The organism is Azospirillum sp. A29 (assembly GCF_042604625.1).
Lineage (GTDB): Bacteria > Pseudomonadota > Alphaproteobacteria > Azospirillales > Azospirillaceae > Azospirillum > Azospirillum palustre.
In genome coordinates this window covers 391,736-414,137 of the sequence record NZ_CP170470.1, presented here as the reverse complement: position 1 = coordinate 414,137, position 22,402 = coordinate 391,736, and the positions used below count along the sequence as shown (strand labels likewise).

Sequence of the window (22,402 nt, the reverse complement as noted above, 5' to 3'; positions counted from 1 at the left end):
GAGGCCGGCATGGCTGGTTACCAGTGCGACCTGGGGCGGCAGCGCCACCGGTTCGACGATCTGAAGGCGGTGATGGCCTGCGCCTCGCCGCGGCGGTCGGGGGACGAACTGGCGGGCATCGCCGCCGACAGCGACGAACGGCGGGTGGCGGCGCGCATGGTGCTGGCCGACCTGCCGCTGAAGATCTTCCTGAACGAGGTGCTGGTCCCCTACGAGACCGACGAGGTAACGCGCCTGATCGTCGACCGCCACGACGCCGACGCCTTCCGTCCGGTGGCGCACATGACGGTCGGGCAGTTCCGCGACTGGCTGCTGTCCTATCAGGCCGACACCGCGGCGCTGGCGGCGCTGGCCCCCGGACTGACGCCGGAGATGGTGGCGGCGGTGTCGAAGCTGATGCGCAACCACGATCTGGTCTGCGTCGCCGCCAAATGCTCGGTCATTACCCGCTTCCGCACCACGGTCGGGCTGCCGGGGCGACTGTCGAGCCGCTTGCAGCCCAACCACCCGACCGACGATCCGACCGGCATTGCCGCCTCCACACTCGACGGGCTGCTCTATGGCATCGGCGACGCGGTGATCGGCATCAACCCAGCGACCGACAATGTCCCGGCCTGCATCGCGCTCCTGGAAATGCTGGACGCCGTCCGCACCCGTTTCGACATCCCTGTGCAGTCCTGCGTGCTCGCCCACGTCACCACGACGATGCAGGCGATGGAGCGCGGGGCGCCGGTCGATCTGGTGTTCCAGTCCATCGCCGGCACCGAGAAGGCCAATCGGGGCTTCGGCGTCACCCTGTCGCTGCTGGCCGAGGCGCAGGAGGCTGCGAAATCGCTCAAGCGCGGCACCATCGGCGACAACGTCATGTATTTCGAGACGGGGCAGGGATCGGCGCTGTCGGCCGATGCCCATTTCGGCGTCGACCAGCAGACGGTGGAAACCCGCGCCTATGCCGTCGCCCGCGCCTTCGACCCGCTGCTGGTCAACACGGTGGTCGGCTTCATCGGTCCTGAATACCTGTACGACGCCAAGCAGATCACCCGCGCCGGGCTGGAAGACCATTTCTGCGCCAAGCTGCTCGGCGTGCCAATGGGCTGCGACGTCTGCTACACCAACCATGCCGAAGCCGACCAAGACGACATGGACGTCCTGATGACGATGCTGGCGACCGCGGGCGTCAATTTCGTCATCGCGGTGCCCGGCGCCGACGACGTCATGCTGAATTACCAGAGCCTGTCCTACCACGACGTGCTTGGGCTACGGCACCTGCTGAAACGCCCGCCGGCCCCGGAGTTCGAGGCGTGGCTGGACAAGGCCGGCTGGCTCGACGAGCAGCGCCGCCTGCCGCCCTGGCCCGACCAGAGCCTCGTCGTCTCCGCCCTGCTGGGGAGTGCGGCCTGATGAGCGAAACCAACAAAGATCCGTGGGCCCGCTTCCGCAGCGCCACCCGTGCCCGTATCGCGCTCGGCCGCAGCGGCGACGCCCTGCCGACCGAGGCGCTGCTGGAGTTCCAGCTGGCCCATGCCCGTGCCCGCGATGCCGTCCACAGTGCGGTCGATTTCGACCGGCTGGCCGCCGACCTGTCGCCGCTGGAGACCATCCGCGTTCACAGCGCCGCACCCGACCGCCCGACCTATCTGCGCCGTCCGGACCTCGGCCGCCGGCTCGACCCAGCCAGCGCCGCCGGGCTGACGGCGGGAGAATGGGCGGCGGGGGAGTGGGACCTGGTCTTCGTGATCGCCGACGGGCTGTCGGCCGCCGCGGTGCAGGTCAACGCCGCTCCGCTGGTCCGGGCCTGCACGGCGCGGCTGGGGCATCTGCGGATCGGGCCGGTGGTGCTGGCGGAGCAGGCGCGGGTCGCGCTGGGCGACGAGGTGGCGTCCGCCATGGGCGCCCGGCTGGTGGCGCTGCTGGTGGGCGAGCGGCCCGGCCTGTCGGCCGCGGAATCGCTGGGGGTCTATCTGACCTGGGATCCGAAGCCCGGCCGCGCCGATTCCGAACGGAACTGCATTTCCAACATCCATTCCGACGGCCTGTCGATCCAGACGGCCGCCGACAAGCTGTGCTGGCTCGTCACCGAGGCGGCGCGGCTGAAGCTGACGGGGGTCGCCCTGAAGGAGGACGCCCCGTCCCTGGCCGGTCCGGACAACGAGAAAAACCAACTGACCGACCGGTCGTGAGAGAGCGCCGCCATCCTACCAACGCGACTGAATCCAAAGCCTTGAACAGGGGCAGGAGGCAACATGTCTGGGAACACGAAACCTGAATTGAGCAAAAGCCTGAGCGGGCTTCATCTGTGGGGCATCGCCGTAGGGCTGGTGATCTCCGGCGAATATTTCGGCTGGAGCTACGGCTGGGCGGCGGCGGGGACGCTGGGCTTCCTCGTCACCACGATCCTGATCGCGGCGATGTACACCACCTTCATCTTCAGCTTCACCGAGCTGACCACCGCCATCCCCCATGCCGGCGGTCCCTTCGCCTACAGCTACCGCGCCTTCGGGCCCAAGGGCGGCTTCGTCGCCGGCTTCGCCACGCTGATCGAGTTCGTCTTCGCCCCGCCGGCCATCGCACTCGCCATCGGCGCCTATCTGAACGTGCAGTTTCCCGGGCTCGACCCGAAGACCGCGGCGGTCGGCGCCTACATCCTGTTCATGGGGTTGAACATCGCCGGCGTGTCCATTGCCGCCACCTTCGAGCTGTTCGTCACCATCCTGGCGATCATCGAGCTGGTGGTGTTCATGGGCGTCGTCTATCCCGGCTTCTCCTGGGCCCATTTCACCGCCAACGGCTGGGCGGGGCAGGCCAGCTTCAGCAAGGACGCGCTGGGCGGCATCTTCGCCGCGATCCCCTTCGCCATCTGGTTCTTCCTGGCCATCGAGGGGGCGGCGATGGCGGCGGAGGAAACCAAGGACCCGAAGCGCACCGTGCCGCGCGCCTATATCGGCGGCATCCTGACGCTGGTGGTTCTGGCCTTCGGCACGATGATCTTCGCCGGCGGCGTCGGCGACTGGAACGCCCTGTCCAACATCAACGACCCGCTGCCGCAGGCGATGAAGGCGGTGGTCGGTGAGTCGAGCGGCTGGCTGCACATGCTGGTGTGGATCGGCCTGTTCGGCCTGATCGCCTCCTTCCACGGCATCATCATGGGCTATTCGCGCCAGATCTTCGCGCTGTCCCGCGCCGGCTTCCTGCCGCCGGTGCTGGCCCGCCTGCACCCGACGCGCAAGACCCCGCACTGGGCGATCCTGGCCGGCGGCGTGATCGGCATCGCCGCCATCTATTCCGACGAGCTGATCCAGATCGGCGGCCAGCCGCTGACCGCCAACATCGTCACCATGTCGGTCTTCGGCGCCATCGTCATGTACATCATGAGCATGGCCGCGCTGTTCCGACTGCGCGCCACCGAGCCGGCACTGGAGCGTCCGTTCCGCGCACCCTTCTATCCGGTGTTCCCGGCGATCTCGCTGGTGCTGGCGGTGCTGGCCCTGGTGACGATGGTCTACTACAACACCCTGGTCTTCGGGCTGTTCGTCGCTCTGTTCGCTCTCGGCTACCTGTTCCACCTCGCCACCGCCGGCATGCGGGTCAAGGCGGGCGGGGCCGCAGGGCTGACGCACATGGATGCGTTCACCGAGGCGCGGACCATGGTGGACTGAGGCGGTGGACTGAGAGCCTTCAACTGGTTGACGTCAGAAAAGGGGCGCCGGTGTTCGGCGCCCCTTTTCTGTTCATCGTCCGCCTTCACTGCCCATCATGGCTTTGGATGAAGCTGCGGATTTCCGGCAGGATGGCTTCGCGCCAGCGGCGGCCGTTGAAGATGCCGTAATGGCCGACGCCCTTCTGGAAATGCGTCTTGCGCATCTCGTCCGGCAGCGACGAGCACAGGCGATGCGCCGCGATGGTCTGGCCGGGGGCGGAGATGTCGTCCAGCTCGCCTTCCACCGTCATCACCGCGGTCTTGGCGATGGCCGACGGCTCCACCTTGCGGCCGCGCGACACCATGGTGCCTTCGGGCAGGGCGTGCTTCTGGAACACCGTCTCGATGGTCTGCAGGTAGAAGTCCGCCGACAGGTCCATCACCGACAGATATTCGTCGTAGAAGCGGCGATGCTGCTCGGCCGAATCGCCGTCGCCGCGGACGAGATGGCGGAACAGCCCGACATGCTCGTTGATGTGGCGGTCGAGATTCATCGACATGAAGCCCGACAGCTGGATGAAGCCCGGATAGACGCGGCGGAAGGCACCCGGATAATAGACCGGGACCGTGGTGATCACGCTGCGTTCGAACCACTTCAGCGGGCGTTCCATCGCCAGCTTGACCGGCACCGTCGGGTTGGCCATCGGGTCGATGGGGCCGCCCATCAGGGTCATGCTGCGCGCCTGCACCGGCTCGTCCGCCGCCGCCATCAGCGACACCGCCGCCATCACCGGAACCGCCGGCTGGCACACCGCGATGACGTGGGTGTTGGGGCCGAGGAAGCGGATCAGCTCCGCCACCGTGTCGATGTAGTCGTCCAGGTCGAACCGCCCGGCCGACATCGGCACCAGCCGCGCGTCGATCCAGTCGGTGATGTAGACGTCATGGTCGCGGATCAGCGCTTCCACCGTGCCGCGCAGCAGCGTGGCGTGATGGCCCGACATCGGGGCGACCAGCAGCACCTTCGGCTGGCGCGGCGTGCCGTCCGGCTTGGCGAAGTTCAGCAGCTGGCAGAAGGGCGACTGCCAGACGAACCGCTCGGTGACCGGAACGGTCTGCCCGTCGACCACCGTCTCCGGCAGCCCGAAGGCGGGCTTGCCGAAGCGGCGGGTCGTCCGCTCCACCAGTTCGGCCCCGGCGGCGACCGCCCGGCCCAGCTTGGTGTAGGACAGGGGCATCAGCGGGTTCTGGAAGGTCTGCTGGGCGGCTTCGGCCCAGAAACGCATCGGCCGCATGGCAGCGTGTTGCATGTCGTACAGGTGATACAGCAAGTCGGATCCTCGCGTCACGGCTGCCCCCGGTAAGCCAGGGTCGGTCATTCCTTCGATCAGATATTGATCGTATTACCAACCATATCCTTCGTCGGGGGTTGCGTATAGGTCAAGAGCCTCTTCGCATTTGCAAAGCTCTGTTGTTAAAAGAACATTGCGGTGCACAAAAAATTATCAACCGCAACAATCCCGCTATGACCTCAGTGCGTGACTCCGTTGGTCATACTGACGTTTCGGAGGGGGGTCTCGACGATCAGGGAACGGCGAGCACGGCGCGGACCGGCAGATGGTCCGATGCCCGACGGGTGAGGACGGTGCGGATCACCTCGAAAGCGGGGATTTGCAGGCCTCCCGTCACATAGATGCGGTCGAGCCGCAGGGTTGGCATGCGGGCGTGGAAACTGCGTGGATTGGCGACGTCGGCGAAGGAGGACGCCAGCTGGCGCAGCCGGGGGGAGCTGGGCGTCCATTCGTTGAGGTCGCCCATGAACAGGGTCGGAAGCTCCGGCTGGCTCTCCACCCGCGACACTATGTCGCCGACCTGCTTGGCCCGTTCCCAGGGATCGAGGCCGAGATGGGCGACGATCACCCGCACGGGGCGGCCCTCCACCTCCACCACCGCGTCGATGCCGCCGCGCGGCTCGCGCTTGCCGACGGACAGGTCCATCGTCTCCATCGACCGCACCGGCAGGCGGGTCAGCAGGCAGTTGCCGTAATGGGCGCGCTCGCTGTGCTTGGTCGGGCCGGCATAGGCTTTCAGCCCGGTGTTGCGCTCCAGGAAGGCGAACTGGTCCATCCCCGATTCGCCGCGGTGGTGCCAACCGACCTCCTGCAGCCCGATCAGGTCGACGTCGAGGTCGCGGATCACCTGGGCGATGCGGTCGGGGGCGAAGCGGGCATCCAGGCCGACGCAGCTGTGGATGTTCCAGGTGGCGACGCTGAGTGCGGCCATGCCGTCGGGAACGGGGAGACTGCGGCGGTCGGCACGGCGGGGGCGGCGGGAGCGGGCTGCGCGCAACGCGGCGGCGATGCGCTGGACACGGTCGCGGCTGAAACGGATCACGGTTCCAAATTCCTTTCCTTTGGCCTTGCGTCAGCCCTGTCGTCTTGCCGGCCCGGCGTGTCGCCAGCCCGATCCCGGCCGGAGCGGCCGAGAAGCCGGCTGGTCAGCCAGCCGAGCCCGATGGCCACCGCCGCCATTCCCGCCAGCAGGGCGAAGTCGGCGGCGCCGGGATTCGTTATGGTGCGCTCAAGCTGGTGCCCGAGCAGATTGAAGGCAAGGATGCCGGGTGCAAGACCGACCATGGTGCCGATCACGAAATCGCCGAAGCTCAGCTTCGAGGCGCCGGCGGCGAGATTGACCACGGTGTACGGCGCAATCGGCACGGCGCGCACGCCGGCCACCGCGGCGATGCCGCTGTCGGCCAGCTTCCCGTTGATGCGGGCGATCAGCGGGCCGCCATGGCGGTCCAGCAGGTCGCGGCCGGCGATCCGCCCGGTCCAGAACATCGCCGCCGCCGAGGCGACCGCCCCGGCCATGGCGGTGGGAAAGCCCCACCACGGCCCCATGACGATGGCGGTGGCGGCGATCATCACGGTCAGCGGGAACATGACGTAACCGCCGGCGACATAGGCCAGCATCAGCCACAGCGGCGCCAGCGGGCTGTCGCCCAGGCTGTGGAAGGCCGACAGCACGGCATCCAGCGTCGCCCATTCCCGCAGTGCTGTGTAGCGCCACATGCCCCACAGCCCCAGCAGCGCCAACATGCCGGCCAAGGTCAGCCAGTGGCGGGTGCGCGGGATGCGCGACGGCAGCACGCGGCGGACGATCTCCACCGCGCCGACCGGATGTTCGGGATCGAAGACGCGGGCATCGGCCACCGCGGCGGCCAGACCGTCCGGTTCGGGGTCGTGCAACGGCTCCAGCGTGCGGCCGACCGGCTTGCGCAGCTGGTCGATGGCGGCGGCGAGCGAGCCCAGCCGCCGGTGCGCCGCTGCCACCTCCGCCGCGGTGGAGCCCAGATGCTCGGCGATCAGGTCGTCGCGGGTGTGCAGGATGGCGCGGCGGGTGTCGGCATGCTCCGGCCCCGGCCCGGCCTCCAGCGCCAGGTCGCACTCGGTGTCGAGCCCCATGGAGCGGTTGTTCAGGTTGGCCGAGCCGATGCGCAGCAGCCGGTCGTCGACCACCATCACCTTGGCATGGACGGTGATGCAGGCGCCGCCGTCGGTCAGCGCCGCGAACAGGCGGAAGCGGCCATGGCGGTCGGCCTCGCGCAACTCGCGGGTCAGCCGGGCGCGGGCGCCGAGCATGACGGTGTTCTCCAGCCAGCTGGTGGTGCGCGCCGGGTTGACGACGATCACCTCCGGGCCGTCGGGTTCCGCCAGCCGGGCCTTCAGCGCCTCGGCCACCGCGGTCGAGGCGAAATACTGGCTTTCCAGATAGATGACGTCGCGCGCCGCGGCGATGGCCGCCAGATAGAGCGCCTCGACCTCGCGCACCTCGTCGCGCCCGTTGCAGGCGGGATCGGTGCGGGCGATGCCGACGCGCACGCCGCGCAGCATCGGCTCGAAGCCCGGCGGCCAGGGGTCGGCGGCCAGCGGATGGCGGCGGGCGGGCCGGCCGGGGGCCGGGGCGGGGGGCTTCAGCGTCTCGCCGGTGGCGCGCGCCCAGCGGTCGCGGAACATCTCGCCCAGTGCGCGGGCGGCGTCGCCGTCCACCGCCATCATCACGTCGTGGAACGGCTCGTAGGGCTTGCCGTCGGGCTGGCGCCGCCGCGGGTCATGGGCATGGTGGGCGCGGGTGTCCCAGCGGTTGGCGGTGATGTCCAGCCCGCCGCAGAAGGCGACCCGGTCGTCGATCACCAGCATCTTCTGGTGATGGCAGGCGCCGGTCGGGTGATCGCCGTCCAGCCGGTATTGCAGGCGCCGGTGGGTCAGCCAGTTGCGCAGCATGAAGGGATGTGACCAGCGGGCGAGGTCGAACAGCTCGGCATAGTCCCACTTCAGCACATGGATGTGCAGGTCGGGCCGGGTGGTCGCCAGCCAGTTCAGCAGCGTGCCGAGCCGGTCGGGCCGGCGCGGCCGGCGGGTCTGCGGCATCAGGCGGATGCGGGCGTCGAAATCCCAGGCGGTCATGTAGATGCTGCGCCGGGCGCGCCGCATGGCGGCCTTGGCCAGCGCGAAGTAATCCTCCGCATCGACGATCACGCTGAGCCTTGCGGTGTCCTCAACCCGCCAGCAGGTCTGCCCCGGTTGCAGGATCGGCCGCAGCACACCGGCCGATCCGGCGATGTCGGGCGTCGATCCGGCTGACGGAAGCGGCTGGGGCGAGTGGGCGTACATGGCATCCGATCGGGTGGGTGTCCTGGGTCATAACATGTGGGAAGGCCAATCCTTCCCCACCCCTCGCCATTTGGTGAAAGCCGATGGGAATTGCAGCCATCAGGCCACGCCTACGCTCAGAAAATCACGATGGCCGGAGCTTTTAAGGGCGCCGGGACCCCCCGATTGACCTCGCTCAGTGCGGGCGGGGTGCCGGGCGTGGCAGGACTGTGCCGTCGTCGGGCACCGCCTTCGAGGGGACCGCAGAGCATGAAGATCGCCATCGGCACCAAGGATTTCGCCACCATCGCCAGCCATGGCGGCCGCACCCGCCGCTTCCTGGTCTATGAGGCCGACGCCGGCACCGCCCCGATGGAGATCGGGCGGATCGAGCTGGGGGAGGAGGAGGTGCTGCACCTCTGCGGCGACGGCCGGCCCCACCCGATCGATGCGGTGCGGGTGGTGATCGCCGGATCGTCGGGCGCCGGCTTCGTCGCCCACATGAAGCGCCGCGGCATCGAACCGGTCACGACGACGGAGACCGACCCGCTGCGGGCGATCCACGGCTGGTTTGCCGGCACGCTGGAGCCGGCGGCGGAACCGGCGCATCCCCATGAGCACCATGACGGTGACGGGCACGCGTATTGACTGGATTCCCGCCTGCGCGGAAGTGACGGCGACCCGAATCCCGATCAGACCGGGAAGCTGACGCTGGCCGTGGTGCCGGCGGCGTCGCTGTCGGTGGACAGCGTGTCGCCGAGCTGGCCGGCCAGCGCCTCGGCCAGCATCAGCCCGTCCTCGGCGGTGGTGTCGAAACCGGCGGGCAGGGCGCGGCCGTTGTCCTCCACCGTCAGGCGGGCGCGGCCGCTGTCGCCCTGCTGGCGCACGGTGATGCGGATCCAGCCGTCGTCGGGGAAGGCGTGATGCAGGCAGCTCGTCACCAGTTCCGCGATGATCAGGCCCAGCGGCATCGCCTCGTACAGGCCGATCTGGATCGGATCGGAATTGACGGTCACCGGCACGCGCGACAGGGCGCCCGGTGTGCCTTCCCGCACCGCTTCGCAGAGTGCCGTGACATAGCGGCCGAGATCGACATGGGTGCCGGCGCCGCTCTCGTGCAGCTGGCGGTAGAGGATCGCCAGCGCCTCGATGCGGACCATGGTCTGCTCGTAGGCGGCGCGGGCGTCGGGATCGCGGATGCGTCCGGCCTGCAGCTTCAGCAGGCTGATGACCAGTTGCAGGCTGTTCTTGGCGCGATGCTGCAACTCCCGCAGCTCGGCTTCCAACTCCTGGATGCGCGCCGCCAGCCGGTCGGCCGGAGACAGGCCGGACACGCCTGACGCTACGCCGTCGCCGGTCTGGTCCGGAGGAGAATAGGCGGCCTGCGACCGCGGAAGCATCGGCATGGGGACGGACTCGGCTCGATCGTCACGGGTAAGGATCGTCGAAAACATTCGTCAATCTAAGCGCTTGTCCGGCAGGCCCCACCGGTTCTGAGGGAGTAACCCGCCGCGCCTAGCCGATATGACCGGGCCGTTATGAGAGAGGTGACGTAACGCTCACCCTGCATCCTGCCGTATGTCTGACGCCACGACCAGAAGAAAGCCAAAAGAAATATTGTATCCCTCGGTTGCACTGGCAAGAGTGCCCCGATGACGATACGCAAAAGCTTGGCCTGGGGCCTGCTGCTGGTCGCCCTGTCCGGCGGTTGCGCCGCTGTGGTCGGTGCCGGCGGCGACTCCGATCCCACCCCCGGTCCCCTTCCCGTCACCGCCTCCGCGGTGCCGCTCGACCGCGGGCGGCCGGACAAGGTCGCGGTCGGGCCGTTGCGCTTTCTGGGCGGCCTGGACATCGCCGGGGGCGAGCGGGTCGGCGGCCTGTCCGGCCTTTGGATCGATCCGGCCGGCGACCGCTTCGTCGCCATCGGCGACACCGGGCTGGTGGTGGATGGCCGGCTGCAAACCGATGCCGAGGGCCGGCTTGCCGGCCTGTCGGAAGTCCATGCCCGTCCCTTGCCGGTCGAGGAGGGGATCTCCCATCGCAAGCGCCGCACCGATGCCGAGGATTTGACGCGGCTGCCCGACGGCGGCTGGCTGGTGTCGCTGGAGCGCGACCACCGCATCCTGCGCTACAAGGGCGGCGATGGCGGTGATCGGGGACCGGAGGGCACGCCCACGCCGATTCCGATGCCGCCGGGGATGGACAGCACGCCGGAGAATGGCGGGCTGGAGTCGCTGACCCTGCTTCCCGACGGCCGGCTGCTGACCATCGAGGAGGGCAAGGACAACGGCCATCAGGACCGCCGCGCCTGGATAACCCGCATGGGCTCGTCCAGGGACGGCGTGCCGGCGAGCGCCGCCGACTGGCAGCCCTTTACCTACCGGACGGCCCCGCGCTACCGCCCGACCTCCGTCGCCCCGCTGCCAGACGGCGGCGTGCTGGTGCTGGAACGCCGGGTGTCGCTGCTCGGCGGCTGGTCGTCGCGGCTGGTGCGGGTTGCGGCGCGCCAGTTGACCGCCGGTGCGGTGGTGGACGGCGAGGAACTCGGGCGTCTGGAGGCGCCGCTGGTGAACGACAATTTCGAAGGCATCGCCACCCAGCCGGGGCCGGTGGGGGAAACGCTGGTCTATCTGATCTCCGACAACAATTTCAGCTCGCTCCAGCGTACCTACCTGCTGATGTTCGCCCTGCACGGCCCCTCCTCGTGACCCTCGCGGCCCGACCAAAGTAGGACGCGGCCGACAGTGCTGGGCATTTGACAGGGCTGCGGCCCTGCGGCTAGCTGGGCAGGGCTGGTTGCAAGGGAAACAATCGTGGTGACGAGCGATAAGACGGGTGCCGTTCCGGCGCCGGCGGCGCCAGCTGCCGGCCGGGCGGCGCTGCTGACCCTGCTGGCGATGCTGGCCTTCGCCGCCAACTCCATCCTGTGCCGGCTGGCGCTGACCCAGACCTCCATCGACCCGGCCGGCTTCACCCTGGTGCGCATCGCCTCCGGTGCGGCCAGCCTGTGGCTGATCGCCTGGGCGACGGGACACGCGAAGGCGGGTGCCGGCAGCTGGCGCGGCGCGGCGGCGCTGCTGGCCTATGCCGCCGCCTTCTCCTTCGCCTATCTGACCATGACCGCGGGGACCGGGGCACTGCTGCTGTTCGGGGCGGTGCAGGCCACCATGATCCTGGTCGGGCTGTATCGCGGCGAACGGCTGGTGCCGCTGCAATGGGGCGGGCTGGCGCTGGCGCTCGGCGGGCTGGCCCTGCTGCTGGCGCCCGGACTGTCGGCGCCGGACCCGCTGGGGGCGCTGCTGATGGTGGCCGCCGGGGCGGCCTGGGGGATCTATTCGCTGCTGGGGCGGGCCAGCCGCGACCCCATCGCCACCACCGCCGGCAATTTCCTGCGCGCCGCACCGATGGCGGCGGTTCTGGCGCTGCTGGCAGCCCTGGCGGGACCGCTTTCCGGTGGTGGGCTGCGCTGGGACCAGGGCGGGCTGGTCTATGCGGTGCTGTCGGGGGCGCTGGCGTCGGGTGTCGGCTATTCCATCTGGTATGCGGCGCTGCCGGCCTTGACCGCCGCCCGCGCGGCCTCCGTCCAGCTGAGCGTTCCGGTCGTCACCGCGCTTGCTGCGGTGCTGGCGTTGGGGGAACGGATCACGCCGGTCCTGGCGGTGTCGTCGGTCGCCGTGCTGGGCGGCATCGCCTTGGTCATCCTCGGCAAATCCCGGCGGAGGTGAGACCGCCCCGCCTCACACCGGAGCGGGCTGCGTCCGCTTCAGCGTCCGCAGGGGCTCCGACCGGTTGCGCAGCCGGGAGGGCGGGAACAGCACGGTGGCGGTGGTGCCCCGGCCCAGCACGCTCGACAGCACGAAGCGGCCGTCCTGCAACTCGACCAGCGACTTGACCAGCGGCAGCCCCAACCCGGTCCCGGCATAGCGCCGGGTGTGGGAGTTGTCGACCTGATGGAAGGGCTCCATCACCTGGTCCAGTTCGATGGCGGGGATGCCGATGCCGGTGTCGCTGACCCGCAGGCGCAGGCTGCGCGCCACGCGGTCGGCCTCGACGACGATTTGCCCGCCGGGCGGGGTGAACTTCACCGCGTTGGACAGCAGGTTCAGCAGGATCTGACGCACCGCACGGGCATCGGCATAGAGGATGGGCAGGGAACCGGGCAGCGCCGCCGTGAGGATCACGCCCTTTTCCACCGCCAGCGGACCCATCTGACGCAGGCATTCGCCGATCAGGTCGTCGACCGCCAGATCCTCCTGATGCAGCACATATTTGCCCGACTCGATCTTGGTGGTGTCGAGGATGTCGTTGATCAGGCTCAGCAGATGCTGGCCGGACTTGCGGATGTCGCCGACATACTCGGTCTGCTTGGCTGACATCTGGCCGAAGATGCCGCTTTCAAGCGCCTCGGCGAAGCCGATAACGGCGTTCAGCGGGGTGCGCAGCTCGTGGCTCATGTTGGCCAGGAACTGGGTCTTGGCCCGGTTGGCGGCGTCGGAGATCTGCTTGGCGGCGATCAGCTCCGCCTCGATCCGGTGGCGGGCCGCGATGTCTTGGATCAGCCGCTGCTGGCTGTTGCGCAATGCCCGTTCGCTATCCTGGAGATCCGCCATCGCCCGTTCCCGCCGCTCCGCCTCGCGCAGCAGGGCGAGCGTCATCGCCGCCAGTACCAGCGTCCCGGCAAGATCGGCCGCCGTCAGCGTCATCGCCTTCGACCACCAGGACGCCAGCACTGCGTCGCGCGACGACGAGACGGTCACCGCCAGTGGCATCTCGGTCGACGCGCGATAGCTGAGGATCCGGCGCGGCCCGTCGCTGGCGCTGTCCAGCAGTTCGGTGCCCGCCCGCGCCTGCTTCAGCAGCGTGGTGAACAGCGGCAGATGGTGGGCGGAAAGGCCGATGTGGCTGTCATGGTCGGGGAAGCGGGCGATCACCGGCCCGTCGGCGTGATAGAGCGTGACCACCGCGTCGCCGGAGAGGGGAAGCGTCTGGTAGAAGCCGCGGAAGGCCATCGGCTCAATCACCGCGACCACCACGCCGGCGAAGCGGCCGTCCGGCGCCTCGAGCCGCCGGCTCATGCTGATGAACCAGGTGTTGGAGGTGCGGCCGCGCACCGGGTTGCCGACGAAGACCGCATCGGCACCGCCGGGAACCAGCCTGTCGCGGTGCGCCATCAGGTAATCGCGGTCCGACAGGTCGATGCCGGCCGGCTCCAGGGTCTGGGTGTCGTGGATCAGTTTGCCGTCGGCCGACACCACCAGAATGGCGCGGATCAGTGGCGACAGGGTCGCCTGACGGCGCAGCAGGGCGTAGACGTCGGCGTCGCCGCGCTCCCAGGCGTCGGCGCGCACGGCCAGAACCTCGACGACTCCGGCCAGGATTTTCGCCACGCCGGACAGGCTGTCGGTGGCATGGTGCTCCAGCACCAGCGCCATCGCCGCGCTGTCCTCCCGCGCCCGGGCCAGCGTCTCGTCGCGCTGGTGCAGCAGGTCGTAACCGACCAGGGCGTTGAGGCCCAGGATCAGCGCCACACGGAATGCGCCCATTCCCCCTTTGAGACGCGAGATCAAGCGACGGTCCGCCATGTCCGGTCAAGGATTGTGCAATCCTACACCGTGCAGGGAGCGGCCGGAAGTCGCCTTTCCGTGGAATAAGGAGGGCGTCTGTTCCCTTAGAGACGGACGGACGTGCTGGAATAGCGCTCCGCGGTCGAGTGGCCCATCGTGTTCAGCACCGCAGCCGTGCCCAGTGCGATCACCGCCGCGGCGGCGAAGCCGAGGATCATTGCCTTCATTCCATCACTCCCTGACACATGCGCGACTTCGGTCGCATAAAAGCAAAGCGGCCGCGGCGGCGCAATCCGCGCTTTCCCAGACGCCGCAGACCCGGCCGAATCCGCTTAGACCTCGTCGGGATCGACCAGCGTCAGCGAGATGACGTCGCTGTCGATCAGCACCTTGCCGGCATGCTCGAAATTGACGGTGATGCGGTTGCGGATGGCCGACTGCACCTGTCCCAGCCCCCAGTCGGGCTGGTCCGGGTGGCGCACCCAGGCGCCGGGCACCAGCGAATCGTCCATGTCGGGTCCCATCCATCGAACTATTGTACATAGGAAATGCGACCGCCTGTGCGGCGGCGCCGGGAAAGTATAGAATCTCCGGCACCGCGCCGTCGCCGTTCCTTTTTTCCGGAGTCTGCCTCGTGACCGAATCGTCCTCCCTCCCCGTCAGCGTCGACATCCGCGTTCTGGAGCTGCTGGCGTCGAAGCTCTGCCACGATCTGGTCAGCCCGGTCGGCGCCATCCGCAACGGGCTGGAACTGATCGAGGAGATGCAGGAGGACGAGGATGGCGGGACTGCCGTCGGCGGATTTCTCGGCGAGGCGGTGAAGCTGATCGACCATTCCTCCGGCCAGGCCGACCGCCGGCTGCGGGTGTTCCGGCTGGCCTATGGGGTGGCGGGGCGCGACCAGAAGGGCTTCGGCGACGCCCGCGCCGCCGCCGCCGGCTATGTCGAGGGCGGACGGACCCGGCTGGACTGGCCGGAACGGGTGCCGCACGACATGACCGCCCAGCGCCGCGGCGTGGTCAAGCTGGTGCTGAATCTGGTGATGCTGGCGGACGAGGCGCTGACCCATGGCGGTCTGGTCTCCGTCGCCGCCGACGGCGACGAGACGGCGGGCCGCATCACCGTGACCGCCGCCGGCCGGCCGGGCACCCTCAAACCGGAGACCGCGGCGGCTCTGGCCGGAACGGCGACGGCCGAGGCGCTGAGCCCCCGCACCATCCACGCCTATCTGGCCGGCCGGCTGGCCGAGAGCGACGGCTTCCGCATCGCCGTTGCCACCGAAAGCAGCGAACGGCTGGTCTTCACCGCGGAGTGGTGAGGCGTCCGGCCGCTCTTCCAGCCGAGTCTACAGCTGTTTGAAAATCCGCGGCTCCACCACGACCTGTTCCACACCGCCGGTGGTCTGGTGGGCCGTGGTGCGCAGCGTGACCGCCAGATTGTGGCGGGCGGCCTCCGCCAGCGCGGCGTTGAGGCGTTCCACGGCTTCGCGCACGGTTTGGGCGATTTCGGCGTCGCTCATCGATCCTCCCTGTGACAAAGGAACCCCGATCCTACCGGTAGCAGCTCCCGGAAGACTCCCTATCGGAAGAGGTAAGGTTCTCTTAATCAGTGTTTGACAGGCTCCCACCCTACCTGGACTGGAGCGCAACCGGCAGCCTTTCGATGCTGCCCGTTCGAGCCGCAGGCCGGCGCGGACCATAAACATTGGGCCTGGGGAATGCGACATGGATGATCTGCTGTCCGAATTTCTGACGGAGACCAACGAGAACCTCTCGGTGCTCGACGTCGAGCTGGTCAGGTTGGAGCAGAACCCCAACAATCCGGAACTGCTGTCGAACATCTTCCGGCTCGTCCACACCATCAAGGGAACCTGCGGCTTCCTCGGCCTGCCCCGCCTGGAAAAGGTGGCGCACGCGTCGGAGAACGTGCTGGGCAAGTTCCGTGACGGCGAACTGACGATCAATCCGGAAGCCGTTTCGCTGATCCTGCAGGCTCTGGACACCATCAAGAGCCTGCTGGCGGTGCTGGAAGCGACCGAGGCGGAACCGCCCGGCGACGACCTGCCGCTGATCGAGCGGCTGAACCTGTGCGCCGAAGGCAAGCTGGGCGGTCCCGCCCCGGTCGCCGCCGCCGCCGCTCCGCCGCCGCCGCCGACCGCCCCTGCGGTTGCCGCGTCGGAATCCCGGCCGGTGACGATGGACGAGCTGGAGGCGCTGTGGAACTCCACGCCCGGCCCGAACGACATTCCCGCTCCGGCGGCCGGCACCGCGGTCGCCACCCGCGCGCCCGAGCCGGCCGAGGAGCCCGCCCAGTCCCACGACCTCGTCGTGCCCGATGCCGAGCCGGCCGCCGCCAAGGTGCCGGCGCCGGTCGCCCCGATGGCGGGTGCCTCGGGCGGCGGCAACGCCGGTGCCGCCGATGCGGGTGCCGAGGCCGCGACCGAGGAATCGGCGGTCGCCGCCCAGACCATCCGCGTCAACGTCGACCTGCTCGAAAACCTGATGACCATGGTGTCGGAGCTGGTGCTGACCCGCAACCAGCTGCTGCAGATCCTGCGGTCGCAGAAGGAGAGCGAGTTCGCCGCGCCGCTGCAGCGCCTGAACCACGTGACGTCGGAGCTGCAGGAAGGCGTCATGAAGACGCGCATGCAGCCCATCGGCAACGCCTGGGCCAAGCTGCCGCGTCTGGTGCGCGATCTGGCGCATGAACTGAACAAGAAGATCGACCTCCAGATGCTCGGCGCCGACACCGAGCTGGATCGCCAGGTCCTGGAGCTGATCAAGGATCCGCTGACCCACATGGTGCGCAACAGCGCCGACCATGGGCTGGAGATCCCGGCGGAGCGCGTGAAGTCCGGCAAGACGGAGACCGGTCGCATCACCCTGAACGCCTATCACGAGGGCGGCCACATCATCATCGAGATCCAGGACGACGGTAAGGGCCTTGCCATCGACCGGATCAAGCAGAAGGCGATCCAGAACGGGATGGCGTCGGAAGGCGAGCTGGCCTCGATGACCGACCAGCAGATCATCCAGTTCATCATGAAGCCGGGCTTCTCCACCGCCGCCAAGGTCACCAACGTGTCGGGCCGCGGCGTCGGCATGGACGTGGTGAAGACCAACATCGAGAAGATCGGCGGCACGATCGAGATCAAGTCGGTCCAGGGCAAGGGGTCGACCTTCGTCATCAAGATCCCGCTGACGCTGGCCATCGTCTCGGCCCTGATCGTGGAATGCGCCGGCGAGCGCTTCGCCATTCCGCAGATCAGCGTGGTCGAGCTGGTGCGCGCCGCCGCCGACAGCGAGCACACCATCGAACGCCTGAAGGGCACGCCGGTCCTGCGCCTGCGCAACCGTCTGCTGCCGCTGGTCTCGCTCCAGCAGCTGCTGCGGCTGGACGACAGCGAGGACGCCAAGAAGCCGGCGGATGAGACCTTCATCGTCGTCACCCAGGTCGGCACCTACACCTTCGGCATCATGGTCGACCGCGTGTTCGACACCGAGGAAATCGTGGTGAAGCCGGTGGCGCCGATCCTGCGCCACATCGAGATGTTCTCGGGCAACACGATCCTGGGCGACGGCTCGGTCATCATGATCCTGGATCCCAACGGCATTGCGTCGGCCACCGGCGAGATGGCGATGGGCGAGGCTGCCGGCAAGGAGACCACCGCGGTCCAGACCCAGCGCCAGGAGGACAAGATGGCGCTTCTGCTGTTCCGCGCCGGCGAGGGTGCGCCCAAGGCGGTGCCGCTGTCGCTGGTCGCCCGTCTGGAGGATGTCGATCTCGCCACGGTCGAAATGTCGAACGGCCTGCCGGTGGTCCAGTACCGCGGCAAGCTGATGCCGCTGGTGCCGATCGACCCGAACTTCGTCGTCGCCACCGAGGGCCGGCAGCCCGTGCTGGTCTTCGCCGACGGCGACCGCTCGATGGGCCTGATCGTCGACGAGATCGTCGACATCGTGGAGGAGAAGCTGAACGTCCAGCTGGCCGCGGAGCGTCCCGGCCTGATGGGGTCGGCCATCATCGCCGGCAAGGCGACCGAAGTGATCGACGCCGGCTTCTTCCTGACCCAGGCCTACAAGGACTGGTTCGGCTCCTCCACCCAGGAGGGGTTCGAGGAGGAGAAGCTCCAGCGCGTGCTGCTGGTGGACGACAGCCCCTTCTTCCGCAACCTGCTGACGCCGCTGCTGTCGGTCGCCGGCTACGACGTGACGGCGGTGGAGAATGCCGGCGACGCGCTGGCGCTCTGCGAGGCGGGCGAGGACTTCGACGTCATCGTCTCCGACATCGAGATGCCGGGCATGAGCGGCTTCGACTTTGCCGAGGCGGTGCGCCACGGCAGCCGTTGGCAGCGCGTTCCGATGGTGGCGTTGTCCAGCCATGCCAGCGCCCGCGATCTCGACCGCGGCCGGATCGCCGGTTTCAACGACTATGTCGCCAAGTTCGACCGTGACGCGCTGCTCTTCGCGCTCCAGCAGACGCTGACCGACCAGAAAGGTGCCGCATGAGCAACGCCAAGCTGCCGTCCACCGTCCGCAAGTCGCGGGGCGACGATCTCGTCGTCTCCGGCAACCAGGACTTCGTGACCATGACGATCGCCGATCAGATGTTCGGCATCCCGGTCCTTCAGGTGCAGGACGTGCTGGGCCATCAGCGGATCACCCGCATCCCGCTGGCTCCGCCGGAGGTCGCCGGATCGCTGAATCTGCGCGGCCGCATCGTCACCGCCATTGACGTCCGCCTGCGGCTCGGCCTGACCGGCCGTCCGAAGGACAAGCCCGGCATGTCGATCGTCGTCGACCTGCGCGGCGAGCTGTACAGCCTGATGGTCGATTCGGTCGGCGAGGTGCTCAGCCTGACCAAGGAGGACTTCGAACGCAACCCGGCGACCCTGGATCCGCGCTGGCGCGAGGTATCGACCGGAATTTATAGGCTGAACGGCCAGTTGATGGTTGTGCTGGACGTGCCCCGTCTGCTCAACTTCACAACCATCGAGACGGCCTGACGGTTTGCGGCGCCTTGCCCCCTGGGGAAGGGCGCCGCGCCGGCCGGCCGGCTTTCGCCGACGAACAGATGACCTGAGGCCCTGCCGCAATGAAATCCTGCCTGGTGGTCGATGACAGCCGCGTTGTCCGCAAGGTCGCGCGCAAGATCCTGGAAGAGCTGAATTTCGCCTGCTCGGAGGCGGAGGACGGCAAGCAGGCGATGGAAGCCTGCGCGGCGCAGATGCCGGACGCCATCCTGCTGGACTGGAACATGCCGGTGATGACCGGGATCGAGTTCCTGCGCCGGCTGCGCAAGATGAGCGGGGGAGAACAGCCCAAGGTGGTGTTCTGCACGACCGAGAACGACCTTGCCCACATCCAGGAGGCGCTGTCCGCCGGGGCCAACGAGTACATCATGAAGCCCTTCGACAGCGACATCATCCAGACCAAGTTCGCGCAGGTCGGCCTTCTGTGACCCCGAACGGGATGTCAGGAGAGCCAGCGTTGAACCAGTCGAGTTGAAAGGCGAATCGCCGTTATGTCGGACAGTTTTGGCAGAGGCCCCCTCACCACCGCGCGACCGGCCAACCCGGATCCCGTCCGGGTCATGGTGGTGGACGACTCCGCCGTCATCCGCGGCCTGCTGACCCGCGCGCTGGAAGGGGACCCGGACATCCGCGTGGTCACCTCCGTCGGCGACGGCCAGATGGCGGTCAATTCGCTGCAGCGCAATTCCATCGATGTTATCGTGCTGGACATCGAGATGCCGGTGATGGACGGGCTGACCGCCATTCCGAAGCTGCTGGCGGTTGCGCCGCAGGTGAAGATCATCATGGCCTCCACGCTGACGCTGCGCGGGGCCGACGTGTCGATCCGCTGCCTGTCGGCCGGTGCGGCCGATTACATTCCGAAGCCGACCTCCACCCGCGAGATCGGCGGGGCGGAGGACTTCAAGCGCGAGCTGGTCGCCAAGGTCAAGGCGCTGGGTGCCGCCGCCCGGCGTGCCGGATCGCGCTCGCGCGGCGAAATCCGACCGCTGACCCCGGCGGCTCCGCTGGGGCTGCTGAAGCGCGAGGTCGGGCCGATCGTCACCCGGCCGACTCCGGCCGGCACCCTCGCCACCAAGCCGGACGTGATCGCCATCGGCAGTTCCACCGGCGGGCCGCAGGCGCTGTTCGAGGTGCTGTCGCACCTGAAGGCCGGCGTCAGCCAGCCGATCCTGATCACCCAGCACATGCCGGCGACCTTCACCACCATTCTGGCCGAGCACATCACCCGCCAATGCGGGATCGATGCGCGCGAGGCCAAGGACGGCGAGCCGATCGTGCAGAACCGCTGCTACATCGCGCCCGGCGACTTCCACATGCTGGTGACCCAGCGCGCCGGTACCAATGTGATCGCGCTCAGCAAGGATCCGCCCGAGAATTTCTGCCGCCCGGCGGTCGACCCGATGATGCGGTCGATCCTGAAGGCCTTCGGCGGCCGCAAAATCCTGGCCTGCATCCTGACCGGCATGGGGCAGGACGGGCTGAAGGGCTGCACCGACGTGGTCAATGGCGGCGGCACACTGATCGCCCAGGACGAGGCATCGAGCGTGGTCTGGGGCATGCCCGGTGCCGTGGCGCAAGCCGGCATCTGCAACGTCATCCTGCCGCTCAAGGAAATCGGTCCCCACATCCGCAAGCTCGCTTCGAGGGCAGCATGAGAGTCGAAGATTTCGACATGTTCTCCACGCTGCTTAAGCAGCGTTCCGGCCTGGTCCTCACCCGCGACAAGGCGTATCTGCTCGAATTCCGGCTGATGCCGGTGGCGCGCAAGTGGAACATGAAGGGGCTTGAGGAGCTGGCGACCACCGTCCGCACCCGCAAGGACGAGGCGCTGCTGCGCGACATCACGGAGGCGATGACGACCAACAAGTTGTCCTTCTTCCGCGACCAGAAGCCATTCGACCAGTTCCGCCAGCTGGTGCTGCCGAAGCTGATGGAGGCGCGGGCGGCCAAGCGCAGCTTGCGCATCTGGTCGGCCGCCTGTTCGTCGGGCCAGGAAGCCTATTCGCTGTCGATGATCCTGAACGACGAGGCGGCGAAGCTGGCCGGCTGGCGCATCGAGATCGTCGGCACCGACATTTCGGCGGAAATGGTGGAGCGGGCGAAGGCCGGCGTCTACACCCAGTTCGAGGTGCAGCGCGGCCTGCCGATCACCATGCTGGTGAAGCATTTCAAGCAGAACGGCGACAAGTGGCAGATCAGCCAGCAGCTGCGCCAGATGGCGTCGTTCCGCGAATGGAACCTGCTGGGCGATTTGTCGGCGCTGGGACAGTTCGACATCGTCTTCTGCCGCAACGTGTTGATCTATTTCGACCAGCCGACCAAGGCGAAGGTTCTGGAATCGATTTCCCGCCAGATGCCGCAGGATGGCGTTCTGTATCTGGGCGGTGCCGAAACGGTGCTGGGCATCACCGACAAGTTCAAGCCGGTGGAAGGCCAGCGCGGTCTCTACAGCCTGGGCGGCTTCTCGGCCGCCGGCGCCAAGGTGGCGTAAGGGGCCTCAGGAGGGGCGTCTTCAGGAGCGACGGGGGCGGGGAAGCCGCCCCCACTGGAATCGGTGAAAAATCAAGCCGACGGCGTGATCGACTTGATCGGGCCGCGCGGATTGCCGGACATTTCGGCGATCTTGCGGTCCTGCGCTTCGATGTACGTGCGGATGGAATTCTCGCGGTCGAACTGATCGATGTCGGTGGTCGGCACCTTGCGGTTCGAGGTGCGTGCACCGTCCTGGTAAATCACGTCGAAAAGCGCGAAGGCGTTGTCGACGGGCTGTTTCTTCTGACGGGCCATGGCCTGTCCTCCGTATGATCGCGGTCGGCCGCGCCTGCGGCCGTCCGTTCAGGCATTGTTGGTGTCGGTTTTGATCTCGGCATCGGCATCGGTGTCGGTCGCCAGGGACTCGTCCTGCGTCTCCGTGCCGTCCGGATCGCCGGCGCGGCGGGCGGCGACGCCTTCCTCGCGACGCTGAAGCTTTTCCTGCTTCCTCTGTTCCTTGGCCCGGTTGCGCTCAGCCCGCTGCTGGTTGTAGTTCGGTTTGAAAGCCATCGCGGATCTCCTCTGGGCAGAGCCCTGCATCTGGGCGACAGGGACTTGTGCAACACGGAAAAAGGGCACCGGTTTCCCGATGCCCCTTTTTCCGCAGGTCGGCGGTCAGGCGGTCAGACCGCCTTCAGATTTTCCGCCGAGGTCTTGCCACGCTTCGGATCGCGCTGCTCCTCGTAGGAAATCTTCTGGCCATCGACCAGGCTGCGCAGCCCGGCGCGTTCGACAGCGGAGATGTGAACGAACACATCCGGGCCGCCGCTTTCCGGCTGAATGAAACCGAAGCCCTTGGTGCTGTTGAACCATTTGACGGTGCCGACGGGCATGTCTGTCTCCCATAACGCAAAGGGCGCCACACCACCGGTGCGGCGCATCAGACTGGGTGTGGGATTGGCGGCCCCCAGGTGCTCGCGATCGAATTTTGCGATGGCGAAAAAAGAGGGGCTGAGCGTGGAGGCTTTTGAAAGCCCCGCAG

The 22,402-nt window shown here is 68.0% G+C and carries 23 protein-coding genes; 12 read left to right on the top strand and 11 right to left on the bottom strand.

Annotated features, from left to right (window positions below):
- Window positions 1-9 precede the first annotated feature (9 nt).
- The 3 genes from ABNQ38_RS37675 to eat all read left to right on the top strand — a co-directional run bounded on the left by ABNQ38_RS37675 (window position 10) and on the right by eat (window position 3,656).
- On the top strand, window positions 10-1,401 hold the full coding sequence (locus ABNQ38_RS37675) for an ethanolamine ammonia-lyase subunit EutB (RefSeq protein WP_377811549.1): 1,392 nt from the start codon (window positions 10-12) through the stop codon (window positions 1,399-1,401).
- Entirely contained in the window at window positions 1,401-2,180 is a 780-nt protein-coding gene (gene eutC, locus ABNQ38_RS37670; protein ID WP_377811548.1) for an ethanolamine ammonia-lyase subunit EutC, read from the top strand. Before ABNQ38_RS37675 ends, eutC begins: the two co-directional genes overlap by 1 nt.
- A 63-nt stretch (window positions 2,181-2,243) precedes the next feature.
- Complete coding sequence (gene eat, locus ABNQ38_RS37665) at window positions 2,244-3,656, top strand: ethanolamine permease (RefSeq protein WP_377811547.1); 1,413 nt, start codon at window positions 2,244-2,246, stop codon at window positions 3,654-3,656.
- Window positions 3,657-3,741: 85 nt separating this feature from the next.
- Here the strand turns inward: eat and ABNQ38_RS37660 are convergent, their stop codons facing one another.
- The 3 genes from ABNQ38_RS37660 to ABNQ38_RS37650 form a co-directional block, all read right to left on the bottom strand.
- The gene (locus ABNQ38_RS37660; protein ID WP_377811546.1) at window positions 3,742-4,968 is read right to left on the bottom strand and encodes a polyhydroxyalkanoate depolymerase; all 1,227 of its coding nucleotides are present in this window, start codon (window positions 4,966-4,968) and stop codon (window positions 3,742-3,744) included.
- A 253-nt stretch (window positions 4,969-5,221) separates the two neighbouring features.
- Window positions 5,222-6,031: an endonuclease/exonuclease/phosphatase family protein gene (locus ABNQ38_RS37655; protein ID WP_377811545.1), complete on the bottom strand. Its 810-nt coding sequence runs from the start codon at window positions 6,029-6,031 to the stop codon at window positions 5,222-5,224.
- Window positions 6,028-8,310, bottom strand: a complete 2,283-nt coding sequence (locus ABNQ38_RS37650) for a VTT domain-containing protein (protein ID WP_377811544.1) — start codon at window positions 8,308-8,310, stop codon at window positions 6,028-6,030. The genes ABNQ38_RS37655 and ABNQ38_RS37650 overlap by 4 nt, the downstream gene beginning before the upstream one ends.
- Before the next feature lie 249 nt (window positions 8,311-8,559).
- Here ABNQ38_RS37650 and ABNQ38_RS37645 point away from each other — a divergent pair, with 249 nt between their 5' ends.
- A complete protein-coding gene (locus ABNQ38_RS37645; protein ID WP_377811543.1) occupies window positions 8,560-8,937 on the top strand; it encodes a NifB/NifX family molybdenum-iron cluster-binding protein in 378 nt (125 codons plus the stop codon).
- 44 nt (window positions 8,938-8,981) lie between these two features.
- Here ABNQ38_RS37645 and ABNQ38_RS37640 read toward each other — a convergent pair whose 3' ends face one another.
- Window positions 8,982-9,695 (bottom strand): sensor histidine kinase, encoded by a 714-nt coding sequence (locus ABNQ38_RS37640; RefSeq protein ID WP_377811542.1) that lies wholly within the window; start codon window positions 9,693-9,695, stop codon window positions 8,982-8,984.
- Window positions 9,696-9,941: 246 nt separating this feature from the next.
- Between ABNQ38_RS37640 and ABNQ38_RS37635 the strand changes: the two genes are divergently transcribed.
- Both ABNQ38_RS37635 and ABNQ38_RS37630 read left to right on the top strand, forming a co-directional pair.
- A complete protein-coding gene (locus tag ABNQ38_RS37635; protein WP_377811541.1) occupies window positions 9,942-10,997 on the top strand; it encodes an esterase-like activity of phytase family protein in 1,056 nt (351 codons plus the stop codon).
- 105 nt (window positions 10,998-11,102) lie between these two features.
- The gene (locus ABNQ38_RS37630; protein ID WP_377811540.1) at window positions 11,103-12,014 is read left to right on the top strand and encodes a DMT family transporter; all 912 of its coding nucleotides are present in this window, start codon (window positions 11,103-11,105) and stop codon (window positions 12,012-12,014) included.
- A gap of 12 nt (window positions 12,015-12,026) precedes the next feature.
- Here ABNQ38_RS37630 and ABNQ38_RS37625 read toward each other — a convergent pair whose 3' ends face one another.
- The 3 genes from ABNQ38_RS37625 to ABNQ38_RS37615 all read right to left on the bottom strand — a co-directional run bounded on the left by ABNQ38_RS37625 (window position 12,027) and on the right by ABNQ38_RS37615 (window position 14,365).
- On the bottom strand, window positions 12,027-13,832 hold the full coding sequence (locus ABNQ38_RS37625; protein ID WP_377811539.1) for an ATP-binding protein: 1,806 nt from the start codon (window positions 13,830-13,832) through the stop codon (window positions 12,027-12,029).
- Between the two features lie 125 nt (window positions 13,833-13,957).
- Window positions 13,958-14,080: a hypothetical protein gene (locus ABNQ38_RS37620; RefSeq protein WP_377811538.1), complete on the bottom strand. Its 123-nt coding sequence runs from the start codon at window positions 14,078-14,080 to the stop codon at window positions 13,958-13,960.
- Window positions 14,081-14,185: 105 nt separating this feature from the next.
- Window positions 14,186-14,365 (bottom strand): DUF3553 domain-containing protein, encoded by a 180-nt coding sequence (locus ABNQ38_RS37615; protein ID WP_376965959.1) that lies wholly within the window; start codon window positions 14,363-14,365, stop codon window positions 14,186-14,188.
- A 122-nt stretch (window positions 14,366-14,487) separates the two neighbouring features.
- Between ABNQ38_RS37615 and ABNQ38_RS37610 the strand changes: the two genes are divergently transcribed.
- A complete protein-coding gene (locus ABNQ38_RS37610; RefSeq protein ID WP_109047906.1) occupies window positions 14,488-15,171 on the top strand; it encodes a histidine phosphotransferase family protein in 684 nt (227 codons plus the stop codon).
- Between the two features lie 27 nt (window positions 15,172-15,198).
- Here ABNQ38_RS37610 and ABNQ38_RS37605 read toward each other — a convergent pair whose 3' ends face one another.
- Window positions 15,199-15,372: a hypothetical protein gene (locus ABNQ38_RS37605; protein ID WP_377811537.1), complete on the bottom strand. Its 174-nt coding sequence runs from the start codon at window positions 15,370-15,372 to the stop codon at window positions 15,199-15,201.
- A gap of 205 nt (window positions 15,373-15,577) precedes the next feature.
- Here ABNQ38_RS37605 and ABNQ38_RS37600 point away from each other — a divergent pair, with 205 nt between their 5' ends.
- From ABNQ38_RS37600 to ABNQ38_RS37580, 5 genes are all read left to right on the top strand, one after another.
- Complete coding sequence (locus tag ABNQ38_RS37600; protein ID WP_377811536.1) at window positions 15,578-18,361, top strand: chemotaxis protein CheW; 2,784 nt, start codon at window positions 15,578-15,580, stop codon at window positions 18,359-18,361.
- Window positions 18,358-18,858: a chemotaxis protein CheW gene (locus ABNQ38_RS37595; RefSeq protein WP_109047908.1), complete on the top strand. Its 501-nt coding sequence runs from the start codon at window positions 18,358-18,360 to the stop codon at window positions 18,856-18,858. Before ABNQ38_RS37600 ends, ABNQ38_RS37595 begins: the two co-directional genes overlap by 4 nt.
- A gap of 89 nt (window positions 18,859-18,947) precedes the next feature.
- Window positions 18,948-19,313 (top strand): PleD family two-component system response regulator, encoded by a 366-nt coding sequence (locus ABNQ38_RS37590; RefSeq protein ID WP_045583532.1) that lies wholly within the window; start codon window positions 18,948-18,950, stop codon window positions 19,311-19,313.
- A gap of 63 nt (window positions 19,314-19,376) precedes the next feature.
- Window positions 19,377-20,543, top strand: a complete 1,167-nt coding sequence (locus ABNQ38_RS37585; protein ID WP_377811535.1) for a chemotaxis response regulator protein-glutamate methylesterase — start codon at window positions 19,377-19,379, stop codon at window positions 20,541-20,543.
- The gene (locus ABNQ38_RS37580) at window positions 20,540-21,379 is read left to right on the top strand and encodes a CheR family methyltransferase (protein WP_377811534.1); all 840 of its coding nucleotides are present in this window, start codon (window positions 20,540-20,542) and stop codon (window positions 21,377-21,379) included. The genes ABNQ38_RS37585 and ABNQ38_RS37580 overlap by 4 nt, the downstream gene beginning before the upstream one ends.
- Before the next feature lie 71 nt (window positions 21,380-21,450).
- Here the strand turns inward: ABNQ38_RS37580 and ABNQ38_RS37575 are convergent, their stop codons facing one another.
- The 3 genes from ABNQ38_RS37575 to ABNQ38_RS37565 form a co-directional block, all read right to left on the bottom strand.
- Complete coding sequence (locus ABNQ38_RS37575) at window positions 21,451-21,675, bottom strand: hypothetical protein (RefSeq protein WP_098736191.1); 225 nt, start codon at window positions 21,673-21,675, stop codon at window positions 21,451-21,453.
- 48 nt (window positions 21,676-21,723) lie between these two features.
- On the bottom strand, window positions 21,724-21,930 hold the full coding sequence (locus ABNQ38_RS37570) for a hypothetical protein (RefSeq protein WP_377811533.1): 207 nt from the start codon (window positions 21,928-21,930) through the stop codon (window positions 21,724-21,726).
- A gap of 113 nt (window positions 21,931-22,043) precedes the next feature.
- Window positions 22,044-22,253, bottom strand: a complete 210-nt coding sequence (locus ABNQ38_RS37565) for a cold-shock protein (RefSeq protein WP_012977930.1) — start codon at window positions 22,251-22,253, stop codon at window positions 22,044-22,046.
- Window positions 22,254-22,402: the final 149 nt, after the last annotated feature.

Excerpts from the sequence above, each read along its gene's own strand:
- ABNQ38_RS37675 (WP_377811549.1), top strand. The coding sequence starts at position 10 with ATGGCTGGTTACCAGTGCGACCTGGGGCGGCAGCGCCACCGGTTCGAC.
- eutC (WP_377811548.1), top strand. The coding sequence starts at position 1,401 with ATGAGCGAAACCAACAAAGATCCGTGGGCCCGCTTCCGCAGCGCCACC.
- eat (WP_377811547.1), top strand. The coding sequence starts at position 2,244 with ATGTCTGGGAACACGAAACCTGAATTGAGCAAAAGCCTGAGCGGGCTT.
- ABNQ38_RS37650 (WP_377811544.1), bottom strand. The coding sequence starts at position 8,310 with ATGTACGCCCACTCGCCCCAGCCGCTTCCGTCAGCCGGATCGACGCCC.
- ABNQ38_RS37645 (WP_377811543.1), top strand. The coding sequence starts at position 8,560 with ATGAAGATCGCCATCGGCACCAAGGATTTCGCCACCATCGCCAGCCAT.
- ABNQ38_RS37640 (WP_377811542.1), bottom strand. The coding sequence starts at position 9,695 with ATGCCGATGCTTCCGCGGTCGCAGGCCGCCTATTCTCCTCCGGACCAG.
- ABNQ38_RS37635 (WP_377811541.1), top strand. The coding sequence starts at position 9,942 with ATGACGATACGCAAAAGCTTGGCCTGGGGCCTGCTGCTGGTCGCCCTG.
- ABNQ38_RS37625 (WP_377811539.1), bottom strand. The coding sequence starts at position 13,832 with ATGGGCGCATTCCGTGTGGCGCTGATCCTGGGCCTCAACGCCCTGGTC.
- ABNQ38_RS37620 (WP_377811538.1), bottom strand. The coding sequence starts at position 14,080 with ATGAAGGCAATGATCCTCGGCTTCGCCGCCGCGGCGGTGATCGCACTG.
- ABNQ38_RS37615 (WP_376965959.1), bottom strand. The coding sequence starts at position 14,365 with ATGGACGATTCGCTGGTGCCCGGCGCCTGGGTGCGCCACCCGGACCAG.
- ABNQ38_RS37605 (WP_377811537.1), bottom strand. The coding sequence starts at position 15,372 with ATGAGCGACGCCGAAATCGCCCAAACCGTGCGCGAAGCCGTGGAACGC.
- ABNQ38_RS37600 (WP_377811536.1), top strand. The coding sequence starts at position 15,578 with ATGGATGATCTGCTGTCCGAATTTCTGACGGAGACCAACGAGAACCTC.
- ABNQ38_RS37595 (WP_109047908.1), top strand. The coding sequence starts at position 18,358 with ATGAGCAACGCCAAGCTGCCGTCCACCGTCCGCAAGTCGCGGGGCGAC.
- ABNQ38_RS37590 (WP_045583532.1), top strand. The coding sequence starts at position 18,948 with ATGAAATCCTGCCTGGTGGTCGATGACAGCCGCGTTGTCCGCAAGGTC.
- ABNQ38_RS37585 (WP_377811535.1), top strand. The coding sequence starts at position 19,377 with ATGTCGGACAGTTTTGGCAGAGGCCCCCTCACCACCGCGCGACCGGCC.
- ABNQ38_RS37580 (WP_377811534.1), top strand. The coding sequence starts at position 20,540 with ATGAGAGTCGAAGATTTCGACATGTTCTCCACGCTGCTTAAGCAGCGT.
- ABNQ38_RS37575 (WP_098736191.1), bottom strand. The coding sequence starts at position 21,675 with ATGGCCCGTCAGAAGAAACAGCCCGTCGACAACGCCTTCGCGCTTTTC.
- ABNQ38_RS37570 (WP_377811533.1), bottom strand. The coding sequence starts at position 21,930 with ATGGCTTTCAAACCGAACTACAACCAGCAGCGGGCTGAGCGCAACCGG.
- ABNQ38_RS37565 (WP_012977930.1), bottom strand. The coding sequence starts at position 22,253 with ATGCCCGTCGGCACCGTCAAATGGTTCAACAGCACCAAGGGCTTCGGT.